Source organism: Noviluteimonas gilva, assembly GCF_009740395.1.
Taxonomy (GTDB): Bacteria; Pseudomonadota; Gammaproteobacteria; order Xanthomonadales; family Xanthomonadaceae; genus Noviluteimonas; species Noviluteimonas gilva.
This window is the reverse complement of sequence record NZ_WOXT01000002.1, coordinates 409,999-424,088: the sequence shown is the minus strand read 5'-3', so window position 1 is coordinate 424,088 and position 14,090 is coordinate 409,999. Positions and strand designations below refer to the sequence as shown.

15 protein-coding genes and 1 tRNA gene are annotated in these 14,090 nt (G+C 66.1%); 10 read left to right on the top strand and 6 right to left on the bottom strand.

Annotated features, from left to right (window positions below; translation table 11 throughout):
• Position 1 precedes the first annotated feature (1 nt).
• Genes GN331_RS08970 through yeiP form a run of 4 tightly spaced genes read left to right on the top strand, consistent with a single transcriptional unit; the run spans position 2 to position 3,121 of the window.
• Positions 2-439, top strand: coding sequence for a GNAT family N-acetyltransferase (locus GN331_RS08970; protein WP_231734436.1), 438 nt, complete (start codon positions 2-4; stop codon positions 437-439).
• Positions 440-441: 2 nt separating this feature from the next.
• Positions 442-1,740: a metal-dependent hydrolase family protein gene (locus GN331_RS08965; RefSeq protein ID WP_156641627.1), complete on the top strand. Its 1,299-nt coding sequence runs from the start codon at positions 442-444 to the stop codon at positions 1,738-1,740.
• Positions 1,741-1,779: 39 nt separating this feature from the next.
• Positions 1,780-2,550, top strand: a complete 771-nt coding sequence (locus GN331_RS08960) for an SDR family NAD(P)-dependent oxidoreductase (RefSeq protein ID WP_156641626.1) — start codon at positions 1,780-1,782, stop codon at positions 2,548-2,550.
• A gap of 4 nt (positions 2,551-2,554) precedes the next feature.
• Entirely contained in the window at positions 2,555-3,121 is a 567-nt protein-coding gene (yeiP, locus tag GN331_RS08955) for an elongation factor P-like protein YeiP (RefSeq protein WP_156641625.1), read from the top strand.
• Positions 3,122-3,126: 5 nt separating this feature from the next.
• Here yeiP and GN331_RS08950 read toward each other — a convergent pair whose 3' ends face one another.
• Positions 3,127-3,681, bottom strand: a complete 555-nt coding sequence (locus GN331_RS08950) for an NUDIX hydrolase (RefSeq protein ID WP_156641624.1) — start codon at positions 3,679-3,681, stop codon at positions 3,127-3,129.
• A 150-nt stretch (positions 3,682-3,831) separates the two neighbouring features.
• Here GN331_RS08950 and GN331_RS08945 point away from each other — a divergent pair, with 150 nt between their 5' ends.
• The 4 genes from GN331_RS08945 to mtnC all read left to right on the top strand — a co-directional run bounded on the left by GN331_RS08945 (position 3,832) and on the right by mtnC (position 7,400).
• Complete coding sequence (locus tag GN331_RS08945) at positions 3,832-5,382, top strand: amino acid permease (RefSeq protein ID WP_156641623.1); 1,551 nt, start codon at positions 3,832-3,834, stop codon at positions 5,380-5,382.
• Positions 5,383-5,503: 121 nt separating this feature from the next.
• A complete protein-coding gene (locus tag GN331_RS08940; RefSeq protein ID WP_156641622.1) occupies positions 5,504-6,142 on the top strand; it encodes a methylthioribulose 1-phosphate dehydratase in 639 nt (212 codons plus the stop codon).
• Entirely contained in the window at positions 6,139-6,699 is a 561-nt protein-coding gene (locus GN331_RS08935; protein ID WP_156641621.1) for a 1,2-dihydroxy-3-keto-5-methylthiopentene dioxygenase, read from the top strand. The genes GN331_RS08940 and GN331_RS08935 overlap by 4 nt, the downstream gene beginning before the upstream one ends.
• Positions 6,699-7,400 carry an acireductone synthase gene (mtnC, locus tag GN331_RS08930; RefSeq protein ID WP_156641620.1) on the top strand — a complete coding sequence of 234 codons (702 nt, stop codon included), beginning with the start codon at positions 6,699-6,701 and terminating at the stop codon, positions 7,398-7,400. The genes GN331_RS08935 and mtnC overlap by 1 nt, the downstream gene beginning before the upstream one ends.
• Positions 7,401-7,499: 99 nt before the next feature.
• Here mtnC and GN331_RS08925 read toward each other — a convergent pair whose 3' ends face one another.
• A complete protein-coding gene (locus tag GN331_RS08925; RefSeq protein WP_231734435.1) occupies positions 7,500-8,759 on the bottom strand; it encodes a calcineurin-like phosphoesterase C-terminal domain-containing protein in 1,260 nt (419 codons plus the stop codon).
• A 25-nt stretch (positions 8,760-8,784) separates the two neighbouring features.
• Here GN331_RS08925 and GN331_RS16765 point away from each other — a divergent pair, with 25 nt between their 5' ends.
• Positions 8,785-9,240: a hypothetical protein gene (locus tag GN331_RS16765; protein ID WP_231734434.1), complete on the top strand. Its 456-nt coding sequence runs from the start codon at positions 8,785-8,787 to the stop codon at positions 9,238-9,240.
• Here the strand turns inward: GN331_RS16765 and GN331_RS08915 are convergent.
• Both GN331_RS08915 and hisS read right to left on the bottom strand, forming a co-directional pair.
• Complete coding sequence (locus tag GN331_RS08915; RefSeq protein ID WP_156641617.1) at positions 9,237-11,120, bottom strand: HAL/PAL/TAL family ammonia-lyase; 1,884 nt, start codon at positions 11,118-11,120, stop codon at positions 9,237-9,239. The genes GN331_RS16765 and GN331_RS08915 overlap by 4 nt on opposite strands.
• Positions 11,117-12,487: a histidine--tRNA ligase gene (hisS, locus tag GN331_RS08910; protein WP_425489277.1), complete on the bottom strand. Its 1,371-nt coding sequence runs from the start codon at positions 12,485-12,487 to the stop codon at positions 11,117-11,119. The genes GN331_RS08915 and hisS overlap by 4 nt, the downstream gene beginning before the upstream one ends.
• A gap of 167 nt (positions 12,488-12,654) precedes the next feature.
• On the opposite strand from hisS, the gene GN331_RS08905 reads away from it, so the two are divergent.
• Positions 12,655-12,731: transfer RNA gene (locus GN331_RS08905), tRNA-Pro, on the top strand.
• Positions 12,732-12,821: 90 nt separating this feature from the next.
• On the opposite strand, the gene GN331_RS08900 is transcribed toward GN331_RS08905, so the two are convergent.
• Together GN331_RS08900 and GN331_RS08895 are read right to left on the bottom strand one after the other, a co-directional pair.
• Positions 12,822-13,355: a riboflavin biosynthesis protein RibA gene (locus GN331_RS08900; RefSeq protein ID WP_156641615.1), complete on the bottom strand. Its 534-nt coding sequence runs from the start codon at positions 13,353-13,355 to the stop codon at positions 12,822-12,824.
• 142 nt (positions 13,356-13,497) lie between these two features.
• The gene (locus tag GN331_RS08895; RefSeq protein ID WP_197427063.1) at positions 13,498-13,989 is read right to left on the bottom strand and encodes a DUF3313 family protein; all 492 of its coding nucleotides are present in this window, start codon (positions 13,987-13,989) and stop codon (positions 13,498-13,500) included.
• Positions 13,990-14,090: the final 101 nt, after the last annotated feature.

Genomic DNA, 14,090 nt, shown 5'->3' with positions numbered 1-14,090 from the left:
CATGGCGGAAATCATTCGCACCGTGATGCCCGAGTTCGGCGCAAGCGGCGCCGGGTTCGCGATCAACGATCCCGAAGTCGACTGGATGAGCCGCAGCTACGCGCAGCCGCGCAGTGCGTACTGGGTCGTCGAACGCGACGGCATCGTGGAAGGCGGCGGCGGTGTCGCGCCGCTGGAAGGCGGCGATGCGGACACCTGCGAATTGCGCAAGATGTATTTCCTGTCCTCGTTGCGCGGCCTGGGTGCGGGCGCGCAAGTGATGCAGTTGTCGCTCGATGCCGCACGCGCGTTCGGCTTCAAACGCTGCTATCTCGAAACACTCGGCGGCATGGACGCGGCGATGCGCCTGTACGAACGCACCGGCTTCAAGCGCATCGCCAAGCCGATGGGCAACACCGGCCACGGCGGTTGCAACACGTTCTACTTGCTGGAGCTCTGACCATGCGGCGTTTGCTCGGTGTGTTGCTGGCGTTGTTGTCCTTGCAGACCTTCGCCGCCGATGCGCCGAAGCCAACGTATCTGCTTCAGCCCGAGCGCGTGTGGACCGGCGAAGGCGCCTCGCACGCCGGGTGGGTCGTGTTGGTGCGCGATGGCGCGATCGTCGCTGTCGGCAATGTGAACACCGTCGATGCACCCGCCGATGCGCAACGCATCGCCCTGCCCGGCGCGACGCTGGTGCCGGGGCTGATCGACCTGCATTCGCACGTCTTCCTGCATCCGTACAACGAGACGCTCTGGAACGACCAGGTCCTGAAGGAATCGGAGGCGGAGCGCGTCCTGCGCGCGGCGCGTCACGCGCACGACACGCTGCAGGCGGGTTGGACGACGCTGCGCGATCTCGGCACCGAAGGCGCGAACTACGACGACGTCGCGATCAAGCAAGCGATCGAAAGCGGATTGATCGATGGCCCGCGTCTGTTCGTCGCGACCAAGGCGATCGTCGCGACCGCGAGCTACGGCCCCGGCCCGCGCGGCTTCCGCGACGATCTCTCACTGCCGCGTGGCGCGCAGGAAGTCAGCGGCGTCGACGCGGGCATCGCCGCCGTGCGCGACCAGGCCGGACACGGCGCGGACTGGATCAAGCTCTACGCCGACTTCGGCATCGGCGCCGACGGCAGCACGCAACCGACGTTCTCGTCGGAAGAATTGAAGGCGATGGTCGACGCCGCGCACCTCTCGGGCCGCCCCGTCGCCGTGCACGCGATGACCGACAAGGCCGTGCGCATGGCCGTCGACGCGGGCGCCGACACGATCGAACACGGTTACACCGTTTCCGAAGCCACCTTCCGCCGCATGCGCGAACGCAACGTCGCATGGTTGCCGACGCTGACGGCCGCCGAAGCCTACGGCGAATACTTCGAACATTACGTCCCCGGCCAATCGCAACCGACGCAGGACATGCGCGACGTCGCCGCCGCCTTCGCCCGCGCGCGCAAGGCCGGCACGACGATCGCCTGCGGCAGCGACGTCGGCGTGTTCCGCCACGGCGACAACTTCCGCGAACCCGAATGGCTGGTGCGCCTGGGCATGACGCCGCTCGAAGCCCTGCAGGCCTGCACCACCGTCGCCGCGAAAGTGCTGCGCCAGGACGCGAAGTTCGGCGCGATCCGCACCGGCCTGCGCGCCGACCTGGCGGCCTTCACCGGCGACCCGTCGCAGGACATCGGCGCCCTGCGGCGGCCGGTGTTCGTGATGAAGGACGGGGCCGTCGCCCGCCAACCGGCCGCGACCGCCCCATAGGCTAAAATCCCGCTTCTTTACCGCCCGCAGGGATCCCCCATGCAACTGTCATCCACCCGCGCCATCGTCACCGGCGGCGTCTCCGGCCTGGGCTTCGCCGTTGCGCAGCACCTGGTCACCAACGGCGCGAAGGTCGCGCTGTTCGACGTCAACGACGAGAAGGGCGCGGCCGCCGTCGAACAACTCGGCGCCGCCAATGCGAAATTCTTCAAGACCGACGTGAGCGACGAAGCGGGCGTGGTCGCGAACGTCGCGGCGGCGAAGGACTTCCTCGGTGGCCTGAACGTCGCGATCAACTGCGCCGGCATCCTCGGCGCAGGTCGCGTGCTCGGCAAGGAAGCGCCGATGCCGCTGTCGCAGTTCTCGACGACCGTGATGGTCAACCTCGTCGGCAGCTTCAACGTCGCCAAGGCGGCCGCCAACCTGATGCAGCACAACGACGCCGGCACCGACGGCGAGCGCGGCGTGATCATCAACACCGCGTCCGTCGCCGCTTACGAAGGCCAGATCGGGCAGGCCGCGTATTCGGCGTCGAAGGGCGGCGTGGTCGGGATGACGCTGCCGATGGCGCGCGAACTCGCCCGCTTCGGCATCCGCGTGATGACCATCGCCCCGGGCGTGTTCTGGACGCCGATGGTCGATGGCATGCCGGAGAACGTGCAGCAGGCGCTCGCAGCGTCCATTCCGTTCCCCTCACGCCTGGGCAAGCCCGAAGAATTCGCGGACCTCGTCGCGTACATCCTCGGCAACACCTACCTCAACGGCGAAACCATTCGCCTGGACGGCGCCACGCGCCTCGCACCGAAGTGATCCCATGAAGGCTTACGACATCAAGAAAGGCAACGTCGTCGAATACAACGGCGGCGTGTACCAGATCCGCGACATCGAACGCAGCTCGCCGCAGGGTCGCGGCGGCAACGTGCGCTTCCGCTTCGTCATGTACAGCATCCCCGGCGCGAACAAGCTCGACGCGAGCTTCGATGGCGACGACGATCTGCGCGAAGTCGACATGAGCCGCCGCCAGGCGACGTACTCGTACAAGGACGGCGAAGCGTTCGTGTTCCTCGACGACGAGGACTACACGCCGTACACGCTCGACGCCGATGCGATCGGCGACGCGGCCGGTTACATCGTCGATGACCTCACCGGCATCTACGTGCAGCTGATCGACGACGCGCCGGTGGCGATCCAGTTGCCGCAGAGCGTGGCGATGGAAGTGATCGAAACGCCGCCGGAACTCAAGGGCGGCACGGCGACCAAGCGCCCGAAGCCGGCGAAGCTGACGACGGGCATCGAAATCATGGTCCCGGAATACATCGGCACCGGCGAGAAGGTGTGGGTCAACACGACCACCGGCGAATTCGGCGGTCGCGCCGAGTAACAAGCTCAGCGCGACAACCACTTCTCCGCCATCCGCCGCACCGACGAATCCATCGATTCGTCGTGCGGCAACGTCGCAATCGCGCGCCACGCCAGCGCGTGCGATTCGTCGCTGACGACGAATGCTTCGTTCTCTCCCGCGCGCACGATGAAGCGCACGTCGTAGTGGATGTGTGCCGGGACGCCCTTGTGTTCCGGAATCTCGTGCGCGTCGAGGTCGAAGATCTCCGCCTCGACGGTCAACGCCGTCAGCCCCGACTCCTCTTCCGCTTCCGTCAACGCCACGCGCGCGAAATCGCACTCGCCGTCGGCGTGGCCGCCCAGCTGCAACCAGCGATCGAGCTTGCGATGGTGCGTGAGCAGCACGCGCTCGCCCGCACGGTCGACCAGCCAGGCCGAAGCGGTGAAATGGCCGGCCAGGCGTTCGCGGCGAAAGGGATCCTCGGCGTCGTCCAGCAGATCGAGGAAGCGGTCGACGGTCGCGGATTCAGCCAGCCAACGTCGGCGATAGTCGGCCAACGCTCGGCGCGCCGCATCGGCGGCGTTCGGGTCCATGGACATGGGGCGGTTTCGTGCGGGGAAGGGGCCGATTATCACCGCCCCCGAACGTTACTTGTGCCACCGCGCCGCCGCGGGGTATGTTCGCCGGCGGCCCACGCCAGCCATCGCGGCACCCGTGGGGTCATCTAATCGCTCTCCGGGGAGAACCAAATGCTGTTCTGGCGTGTCAAGCCTCTGGATTTAATCCTGAAGACGGCCGAGAAGAAGGCGCTCAAGCGCCAGCTCGGCGCCTTCCAGCTGACGATGCTCGGCATCGGCGCAATCATCGGCACCGGCATCTTCGTGCTGACCGCCGAAGCCGCGCAGAAGGCCGGCCCCGGCATGATGTTGTCGTTCGTGATCGCAGGCTTCGTCTGCGCGGTCGCGGCGCTGTGCTACGCCGAACTCGCGGCGATGGTGCCCGTGTCCGGTTCGGCATACACCTACTCCTACGCGGTGCTCGGCGAATTCGTCGCCTGGCTCGTGGGCTGGGCCCTCATCCTCGAATACGCCGTCGCGGCGAGCGCGGTCTCGGTCGGATGGTCAGGGTACCTGGTGGGCCTGCTGAAAAATTCGTTCCTGCATATCGAGGTACCGGCCGCACTGGCGACCGGTCCCTATGCGGGCGGCGTCATCAACCTGCCGGCGGTCTTCATCGGCCTGCTGGTCACCGTGTTGCTGATCCGCGGCACCAAGGAAAGCGCGGTGGTCAACGCCTTCCTGGTGACGGTGAAGGTGCTCGCGCTCACCGCGTTCATCATCCTGGCGATCCCGGTGATGAAGGACGCCAACTTCCATCCCTTCGCCCCGCTCGGCAACGCCGGCATCGTGGGTGCGGCGGCGTCGATCTTCTTCGCGTACGTCGGCTTCGACGCGGTCTCCACCGCGGCCGAGGAAACCAAGAATCCGCAGCGCAACATCCCGATCGGCCTGATCGCTTCGTTGATCGTCTGCACCATCTTCTACCTGCTGGTGGCGGCCGGCGCGATCGGTTCGTACGGCGCGCAGCCGGTGTTCGCGGCCGATGGTTCGCCGCTGTCGCCGGGTTCGATGGAACTGGCCGCACGATGCAAGGAACTGGCTGCCGGTGAAAACCTGCCGCTGGTGTGCTCGAGCGAAGCGCTGGCGCACGTGCTGCGCATGATCGGCCACCCGATGGTCGGCAACCTGCTCGGCCTGGCCGCGTTCATCGCCCTGCCCTCGGTCATCCTGATGATGATCTACGGTCAGACGCGCATCTTCTTCACGATGTCGCGCGACGGCCTGCTGCCGCCGATCCTGAGCAAGGTGCACCCGCGCTTCAACACCCCGCACGTGGTGACGATGATGACGGGCCTGGGCGTGATGATCGCCGCTGCGTTCCTGCCGGTCGGCAAGCTCGCGGACATCTCGAACTCGGGCACGCTGTTCGCGTTCCTGGTCGTCTCGCTCGCGGTCATGATGCTCCGTCGCAGCGATCCGACGCGCCATCGTCCGTTCCGCACGCCGCTGGTGTGGATCATCGCGCCGATGTCGGTCATCGGCTGCATGGTGCTGTTCTGGTACCTGCCGCGCGACGCCAAGCTCGTCTTCCCGATCTGGGCGGGCATCGGCCTGTTCTTCTACTTCATCTACGGCTATCGCAAGAGCCACATGAAGCCGGGCAACGAGCCGGTGGACGACGCCGCACCGGTGCTCCCGGCCGCGCCGGTCTTCCACGAAGGCCCGGAGCCGGGCCCGTAAGGCCTGCGACAAGCGACACACGAAACGGCGCGGGCAACCGCGCCGTTTCCTTTTGCGGATCGAGCACCGCCAGCAGGGACGTTTGCGGCGCCTGAACACGCAGCGGGTAAACTCCCCGCCCATGAACGCTCCCCTCCCCTTCGACCGCGAAGCGCTGCGTCGCGCGGCCGGCGAGATCGTCGCCAACGTCACCGAGCTCGCCGCGCGCGGGTGGACACCGGCGACCAGCAGCAACTTCTCGCGCCGCATCGATGCGCAGCACGCCGCGATCACCGTCTCCGGCCGCGACAAGGGCCGGCTGACCGAAGACGACATCATGGTCGTCGACCTCGAAGGCCAGCCCGTCGCCACCGACCGCAAGTCGTCCGCCGAAACGCTGCTGCACACGCAGCTGTACAAGCGCTTCCCCGAAGTCGGCTGCATCCTGCACACGCATTCGCAGAACCAGACGATCGCCTCGCGCCTGTTCGCCGGCGCCGGCCACATGCGGCTGGATGGCTACGAGTTGCTGAAGGCCTTCAGCGGCAACGACACGCACGAAGCGGAGATCGTCGTGCCCGTGCTGCCGAACTCGCAGGACATGCACACGCTCGCCGCGCAGGTCGACGCCCTGCTCGACCGCCGCCCGATGTGGGGCTACCTCATCGACGGACACGGGCTCTACGCGTGGGGCACCGACATGGCCGAAGCGCGCCGCCACCTGGAGGCGTTCGAATTCCTGATCGGCTGCGAACTGGAACTGAGGAAATTGCAACGATGAGCCGCCTGCGCATCTTCGAGGAAGAGCATCCCGACCAGCCCGTCGTCGTCGCACGCACGCTGGAAGACATCTCGCGCGAACTCAAGCCGATCAAGGTCGCGTTCGAACGCTGGGAAGCGGTGCAACCGGTGAAGGCCGGCGATTCGCCCGAAGTGGTCATGGCCGCGTACAAGCGCGACATCGATCGCCTCGTGGAAGCGCACGGCTTCCGCACGGTCGACGTCGTGAGCATCACGCCCGACAACCCCAATCGCGACGAGATGCGGAAGAAGTTCCTAGACGAACACTTCCACAAGGAAGACGAAGTGCGCTTCTTCGTCGATGGCTCGGGCCTGTTCACGCTGCACGCCGACGGCCGTGTCTACGAGTTGTTGTGCGAGGCCGGCGATCTCGTCGCCGTGCCCGATGGCATGACGCATTGGTTCGACATGGGGCCGGAGCCGCGCTTCGTCGCGATCCGCTTCTTCACCGAGCCCGATGGTTGGGTCGGCCATTTCACCGGCGCCGATATCGCAACACGCTTCCCGCGTTACGAAGTCGGGCAGGCGCGCGAGTGATGGCAACGCGCATCCTGACCGACATCGAAGGCACCACCAGCAGCATCTCTTTCGTGCGCGACGTGTTGTTCCCGTATGCGCGTCGTGCGTTGCCGGGTTTCGTGCGCGAGCATGGCAATGAACCGGACGTGCGGCACTGGCTCGACCAGGTCGCGATGGAAAACGGCGGCGTCTGCACCGACGACATGATCGTCGAGACGCTGCAGGGCTGGATCGACGAAGACCGCAAGCACACCGCGCTCAAGGCGCTGCAAGGCATGGTGTGGGAAGCCGGCTATCGCAATGCGGATTTCACCGCGCCGCTGTATCCGGATGTCGCGCCCGCGTTGCGTGCATGGCGCGATGCGGGGCTTCCGTTGGCGGTGTATTCGTCCGGCTCGGTGCCCGCGCAAAAGTTGTTGTTCGGCCACACGGATGCGGGCGATCTGACGGAGATGTTCAGCGGTTGGTTCGACACTGCAGTCGGGCACAAGCGCGATGCGGACAGCTATCGACGCATCGCCGCAGAGTACGGCGGGAATGCCGGGGACATCGTCTTCCTGTCGGATATCGTCGAAGAACTCGACGCGGCGCGTGATGCCGGGATGCGCACGGTGTTGCTGGATCGGCGCGAGGATTATCCGCGGGCGCGCACGGGTGAAGCGACGCATGGGCACGAGCGCGTCGAATCGTTCGCCGACATCGCCCTACCCCCCGTGTAAGGGGGGGTGATTCGCGCTTCGCGCGAATCGGGGGGTTGAAGATCGCAGCGAACTGACACAACCCTACCCCAGCCCTCCCCTGCCCGCAGGGGAGGGAGTTCAAGGCTCCGACAATCGATACGTCGTCTTCGCGCGCGTCTCCCCGCGCCACGTATCGAACGCCCGCACTTCGACCGTGTGCGCGCCGGCATCGAGCTTCGTCGGCAACGCACCCCGCCAAATGTGCGTCGACGGTTCCGCCTCGGGCGAACGATCGAACCCGCGCAAGGTCTCCGCCGCGTCGTCGCGCACGTTCTCTTCCACGAGCCGCGGATCGGGCTGCGCCACGCGCCGCATCGGCATCCAGTCGCCGTCGTCGACGCGATACTCCACGCGCGTGCCGGCATGGCCCATGTACACGTTCGCGTACACGCCCCACGCGGGCCACGCGCCACGACGCAACACTTTCGGCGCGTGCAGCGCGATTTGCGTGTCGGCCGGATCGCGCGCCGGATGCCAGGCGAGCGCGTAGCTGCCGTCGCGCTTCACATCGAGCGTCGCAAATCCATTCGGCGTGCCGTCGCTCATCGTCGCATCGGGAATGCCCTGCGCATCGGCCACACCCGACCAGAACGCCCCGCACGCGGCGCCCACGTTGTACTCGTGCAGCGGTTGTGCGCCCTGCCACCCGTCCTTCGCGCCATGGAAGTAATGCTGCTGGTTGTGCGTATGCGCACTCAGCAACAACACGTGCGGGAAGGGCTGCAGCAATGCGAACAGGCGCTTGCGATCGGCGGAGCGGAAGTTCTCCCAACCTTCCACTTCCGAGTTGTCGAAGAACGGAATGTGCGCGGCCAGGATGAGGAGCTTGTCGCGCGGCAGATCGCGCAGCCACCCTTCGATCTGCTTGAACTGATCCTCGCGCAAGCCGCCGACGTAACCCGGCGACTGACCCGGTCGCGCGATCACATCGTCGAGCACGATGACGTTCGCTGAATCGAACTTGCGCAAATACGTATCCGCGCCGAAGGCCTTGCGAAAGCTGACCAGCGACGCGACATCCGATTCGGCACCGGCATCCATGTCGTGGTTGCCGGGCGCGAAGAAAACGGGGATGCCGAGCCGCTTCGTCGCCGACTTCACCCCCGGATACAACGCCGGGTCGTCGTTGGAGATATCGCCGAGGACGATCGTCGCGACACTGCCCTTGGCGACGGGTCGCGCCGGCTCGACGATGTCGCGCAAGAAGTAATCCACGTCCGTGGCCGACTTGGGCTGCGGGTCGCCGAAGACCAGGAAGCGTTGCCCCTCGTCGCCAGGGCGAGCGGTCATCGGCACGCACGCGAGGCACAGCAGCAGGGCAAAGGGGATCGGGCGCATGGCGCGATCATGCCATGATGTTTCCATGCCACGTCGCCCTGCCGAGGACAAGGAACGCGAGTACGCGGAGCTCTCCGCGTTCATCAACCTGTGGTCGACGGAGGTCTGGAAAGTCGACCCGGCCAGCGAGTCACATCCCGCGCACGTGGGCCCCCGAATACGCGCGCGATTCGGACTGACGCAAGCGCTCGCCGGCGCGCGACAAGGGGTCAATGACATCCTCGAGGGCGTGTGCGACATACCACTCGAAGGCATCCGCGAAATCGACGCGCACCTTCGGAACGCCGGCGTCCTGACGCTCACCGAACTCCGTCGCCGCTACGCCGCTCGTTACAAGGCCATTCTCAAACGCGGCGCACTCCGCAACGAGACGGACTACTACCTCGTCAAAGGCATCCTCGACGACGCCGACTCGCCGATCGACGAAGAAGAACGCGACCGCCTCGGCCGGATGCTGATCGCGTTCGAAGGCGCGGCTTAGTCGTTCAACGCCGCACGTGCGGCATCGAGCACGACGTTCTCCGTCACCAACCGCACCGCCATCGCCACGTCGCCGTCGAGCGCGCGGTCGCGATCCATCGCCGCGATGCGCATGCGAATCGCGGCATGCGCTGCTTCCACCGCGCGACCCGGACGGAAGTCGGCGGCGTCGGCGAGCTCTGCGCGCAGGCCATCGACTTCGGCGAGGAAGCGCGCGCGATCCGCGTCGTCCTTCAACGGCCCGCCGTGCACCTTGGTCGCGAACGCTTCGGCATCCGCGCGATCGGCGAGCGAACGCGCGGCGTTGATCATGTCGCGACGCAAGTCGAGCGCCTGCGCGGCGGTCATCAGTTCCAGGCCCAGCACCTTGCCGAGATCGGCGACCATCGCGAGCACGTGGCGCGCTTCGTTCGCGCCCATCGAGACGTGGTCTTCGGCGTTCGCGCTGGTCGGGATCGAATACACGGAGGCCGGCATCGCGCGGCTGGCGAGATCGTTGACGATCGCCGCGGCGGTGTACTGCACGATCATCAGGCCCGATTCGGTGCCGTCTTCGTTACCGATCAGGAAGGCCGGCAGGCCGTCGTTGGTCGCCGGATCGACGAGCTTGTTGAGGCGGCGCTCGCTGATCGACGCGAGCACCGGGATCGCGGCCTTGACGTAGCTCATCGCCAGCGCGAGCGGCATGCCGTGGAAGTGACCGGCGGAAATCACCTGCTCTTCCACGTGCTGCGCCTGCGCATCGGGGAACACGAGCGGGTTGTCGGTGACCGAGTTGAGCTCGACGTCGAACACGCGCCGGGCCTGCTCCATCGCATCGCGCACGGCACCGTGCACCTGTGGAACGCAGCGCAGCGAATAACTGTCCTGCGGCTGGTGCTTCTTGCCGCCGCGGAACGGGCGGAAGCGCTTGTAGAACTTCTCGCGGCCGTGGCGCGCCGAGAACGGCACCCAATCCCAACCGATGTCGAAGGACAGGTCGCGCGAGGCATCGTCGTCCCACGCGTTCGGCGTCCATGCGCGGAACTTCGGCACGAGGTGATACGGGATGTCGGCGAGCGTCGAACCGTCGAGCAATTGACGCAGATGTTCAGCCGCATGCACCTGGCCCGGATGCGGGCGCAGCGCATGCACTTCTTCGGCGAACGCACCCAGGCGTCCGGCGAAGGCGTCGATCGTCATCGCCGCGGCGATGTCGGCCGTGTCCAGCAATTCTTCCAGGCGCTGCAACGCGAGCGAACCGCACGCGAGCATCTGCGCCGTACCGTTGTTGAGCGCGAGCCCTTCCTTGTACGACAGCGACACCGGGTGCAGGCCCTTGCGTCGCAAGGCTTCGCCACCCGACACGCGTTCGCCGTCGACGAATGCTTCGCCGCCACCGATCAACACGATGGCCAGGTGCGACAGCGGCGCAAGATCGCCCGAAGCGCCGACAGAACCAAGCTGCGGCACGACCGGCACGACGCCCGCATTGAGCATCGCGGCCATCGCCTGCAGCGTTTCGACGCGAATGCCCGAATGCCCGCGCAGCAGCGTGTTGATGCGGATGCACATCATCGCGCGCACGACTTCCGGCGAGAACGGATCGCCGACGCACACCGCGTGCGTGACGATCAGGTTGTCCTGCAGTTCGACATGCAGCGAACGCCCCGACTTCGCATCGCGCAACGGACGCGCGCCGAGCAACTTGTCGGCGTTGCTGCCGAAGCCAGTGGAGACGCCATAGATCGGTTCTTCGCGCGCGACCTGTTCGGCGAGGAATTCCGCCGCACGCGCGACGGCTTTCAACGAACCGGCATCGAGCTCCACGATCGCGCCGTGCGCGACTTCCACCAACATGCGCTGCGTCAGCGAGCGCCCATCGAGGCGAACGGGTCTCATCGCACGGTCTCCTGATGCAACTTCGCCGGCAGGTCGGCTTCGGTGAGTTCGAACTGATCGCCGCTGCGCATGTCCTTGACGGCCACAACGCCGCGCGAGATTTCATCCTCGCCGCGAATGGCGACGAAGCGGATGCCGGCGCGATCGGCGTATTGCAATTGCTTGGCCAGCTTGCGCGGCTCCAGTTGCGTTTCGACATTCATGCCCGCCGCACGCAGGCGCTGCGAAAGCGCGAGTGCGTCGGGCAACAGCGCATCGTCCATCAGCGAGACGAGCACGTCGACGGAACTCGCGGCCGTCGACACCAGCCCGGCCTTCTGCAGCTGATAGAACAGGCGCGTCAGCCCGATCGAAATGCCGACGCCCGGCAACTTCGACTTGGTGTAGTGGCTCGCGAGATTGTCGTAACGGCCGCCCGAGCAGATCGAACCGATCTGCGGATGCGCATCGAGGAAGGTTTCGTAGACGATGCCGGTGTAGTAATCCAGGCCGCGCGCGATCGACAGGTTCAACGCGTAACGATGTTCCGGCACGCCGAGTGCCTGCAATTGCGCGAGGATCGCGCGCAGCTCCGCGCGGCCTTCTTCGAACAACGCGGTGCCCTGGGGGAAATCATCGAGCTTCACCAGCGCATCCACGTGTCCGTTCGAACGCACCTGCGAGAACGACATCAGCGCATCGACCACGTCCTGCGACAGTCCGTAACCCTCACCCAGCAGCGTCGCGCGCACCGCATCGGGCCCGCGCTTGTCGAGCTTGTCGAGTTCGCGAAGCACCGCCGTCTGTTGCTCGCCATCGCCGATGCCCAAACCTTCGAAATAGCCGCGCAGCAACTTGCGATGGTTGAAGTGGATGGTGAAGTCGCCGATCGCCAGGTGTTCGAACACCGATGCGATGACCGCCGGGATCTCCGCGTCGAAACGCGGCGACAGCGAATCCTTGCCGATCACATCGATGTCGCACTGGTAGAACTCGCGATAGCGCCCGCTCTGGGCACGCTCGCCGCGGTAGACGCGCTGCATCTGGTACCGGCGGAAGGGGAACGCGAGGTCGTGTTCATGTTCGGCGACGTAACGGGCCAGCGGGACCGTGAGGTCGAAACGCAGCGCCAGCTCCGGCCGCCCGTCCTTGGCCGCGTTGTCGAGCGCGCCGGTGGATTGCACGAAATAGACCTGGCGCTCGGTGTCGCCGCCGGATTTGGTCAGCAGGACGTCGGACAGTTCCATCACCGGGGTTTCCACCGGCAGGAAGCCGAACTGCTCGAAGGTGCGGCGGATCGTGTCCAGCATGCGCTGGAAGGCGATCTGGTCGCGCGGGAGCAGTTCCATGACGCCCGATGGCGTGCGGGGCTTGATCGGCGTGCTCAATGCAGGCTCCAGGGGTTCAAGGGCGCCGGCGCCGGGCAATCCGCCGTGGCCGGCCGCAAGCCGCATAGTCTAGCGGCTGGGCGCGATACCCCTGCCCCACCCGCATCCACAGCATCCGAGGCTTGCCTCGGGCTCGGGCGTCCCGCTAGAATTCGCGGCTCGGCTGTCGGGGTGTAGCTCAGTCTGGTAGAGCGCTACGTTCGGGACGTAGAGGTCGCAGGTTCGAATCCTGTCTCCCCGACCAATTTTCAAGCCGCATTCGAAAGGCCCGCCAAGTGCGGGCCTTTTTCGTTCCGCAACCTTTCGCAGACATGCGCGTCTTTCGGACGCACTGTCACAGCGTCGACGTCACGTCTCCACCGGATGCGCGCAGAAGCTCTGCGGCTTGCGCGCGTTGTTCGGCCGAGAACGCATGCACGACGACCGTCGTCTGGCCTTCTTCCATCGCCTCGCGCGTGGCTTCGACCATGCGGTCGTGGTCCGGACGCAGCGACACCAAGCCGCCGAGAAGCAGGCCTCCGATCAAACCGAAGAAGACGAGCACCAGGAACGCCGCGACCGGGGAGTTGACGATGAATCGAATGCCCATCGCATTCATCGTGAAGAATGCGATGGCACCGACGATGGCGCCGACGATCCCCAATCGCACGTGGGCGACGACGATCGTGCGCCAGATGCCGGCGCTTTCCGGTTCGAGCTTTCGGCCCGGATGCGGATCGCCCGGCCTGATGAGTTGCACCTGCGCCGCGCCCAGCGACAACGTGGAAGCAACGCCCGCGGCGGCTTGCTGCGCGGAGCGCTGCGAGGGGAATGAAGCGGCGACCTTGTGGTTCGACACTTCGCCGGTGATGGGCGAGGGTCCTGTCATGGAGGTGCTCCCTGCGAGGGACATGCGCACTGCGAGCGCACGCAGCCTCCCAAACCCACGGTCGCAACAACGTGATCGGGCTCCGTCCGCTATGGGCGAGAAGCAGGCAGTGCCGCAGCAAGCACTGACAATTCAGCGCCCTTCATTGCACCGACTTCTCGACCTGCGCCGCGAATTCGGCTGCCGCTTGGCGGAGGGCGATCTCGGCGGGACCCAGGCGGCGAAAGCGGGCGCGCATGTGGGCCATGGAGGGATTGATGTTGGATGTGAACTTGGAGAGCGTGGCGCCGGTGCGTGCGTCTCGGCAGACGAATTCAACGCTTGCGCCGCCCTTGTCGAACGGCAGGAACAGCACCAGCGCAGAGGCGATGTTCAAGCCCGCGGAAACGGGATCGATGCGCGTGATGTTGGACTCCACGGTGATGTCGCGCGGCGCGTTCGCCAACGCACCCTGCAACTCGGTTTGCAGCAGCGTCTGCAGATAAGCGCGTTCTCCCGCCGTGATCTTCGCGCTCTCGGGCACGCTCCATTGCGCTTGCGCGATATCGATGCGATGCGCCGGCGTCGCCGTTGTCAGGCCGATTGGGGCCGGTTCGATGGGATCGACGGTGCGGCATCCGGCGACGGCGGCCATCAGGACGACAGCCAGGAAGATGGGATGGAGGGACATGGAAGCTCTCGCGAGGGATGGGTTGACGTGCGTCGGGCACGGGGGCAGCGTAGGCATGCACGTCC

Excerpts from the sequence above, each read along its gene's own strand:
- GN331_RS08970 (WP_231734436.1), top strand. The coding sequence starts at position 2 with ATGGCGGAAATCATTCGCACCGTGATGCCCGAGTTCGGCGCAAGCGGC.
- GN331_RS08965 (WP_156641627.1), top strand. The coding sequence starts at position 442 with ATGCGGCGTTTGCTCGGTGTGTTGCTGGCGTTGTTGTCCTTGCAGACC.
- GN331_RS08960 (WP_156641626.1), top strand. The coding sequence starts at position 1,780 with ATGCAACTGTCATCCACCCGCGCCATCGTCACCGGCGGCGTCTCCGGC.
- yeiP (WP_156641625.1), top strand. The coding sequence starts at position 2,555 with ATGAAGGCTTACGACATCAAGAAAGGCAACGTCGTCGAATACAACGGC.
- GN331_RS08950 (WP_156641624.1), bottom strand. The coding sequence starts at position 3,681 with ATGTCCATGGACCCGAACGCCGCCGATGCGGCGCGCCGAGCGTTGGCC.
- GN331_RS08945 (WP_156641623.1), top strand. The coding sequence starts at position 3,832 with ATGCTGTTCTGGCGTGTCAAGCCTCTGGATTTAATCCTGAAGACGGCC.
- GN331_RS08940 (WP_156641622.1), top strand. The coding sequence starts at position 5,504 with ATGAACGCTCCCCTCCCCTTCGACCGCGAAGCGCTGCGTCGCGCGGCC.
- GN331_RS08935 (WP_156641621.1), top strand. The coding sequence starts at position 6,139 with ATGAGCCGCCTGCGCATCTTCGAGGAAGAGCATCCCGACCAGCCCGTC.
- mtnC (WP_156641620.1), top strand. The coding sequence starts at position 6,699 with ATGGCAACGCGCATCCTGACCGACATCGAAGGCACCACCAGCAGCATC.
- GN331_RS08925 (WP_231734435.1), bottom strand. The coding sequence starts at position 8,759 with ATGCGCCCGATCCCCTTTGCCCTGCTGCTGTGCCTCGCGTGCGTGCCG.
- GN331_RS16765 (WP_231734434.1), top strand. The coding sequence starts at position 8,785 with ATGCCACGTCGCCCTGCCGAGGACAAGGAACGCGAGTACGCGGAGCTC.
- GN331_RS08915 (WP_156641617.1), bottom strand. The coding sequence starts at position 11,120 with ATGAGACCCGTTCGCCTCGATGGGCGCTCGCTGACGCAGCGCATGTTG.
- GN331_RS08900 (WP_156641615.1), bottom strand. The coding sequence starts at position 13,355 with ATGACAGGACCCTCGCCCATCACCGGCGAAGTGTCGAACCACAAGGTC.
- GN331_RS08895 (WP_197427063.1), bottom strand. The coding sequence starts at position 13,989 with ATGGCCGCCGTCGCCGGATGCCGCACCGTCGATCCCATCGAACCGGCC.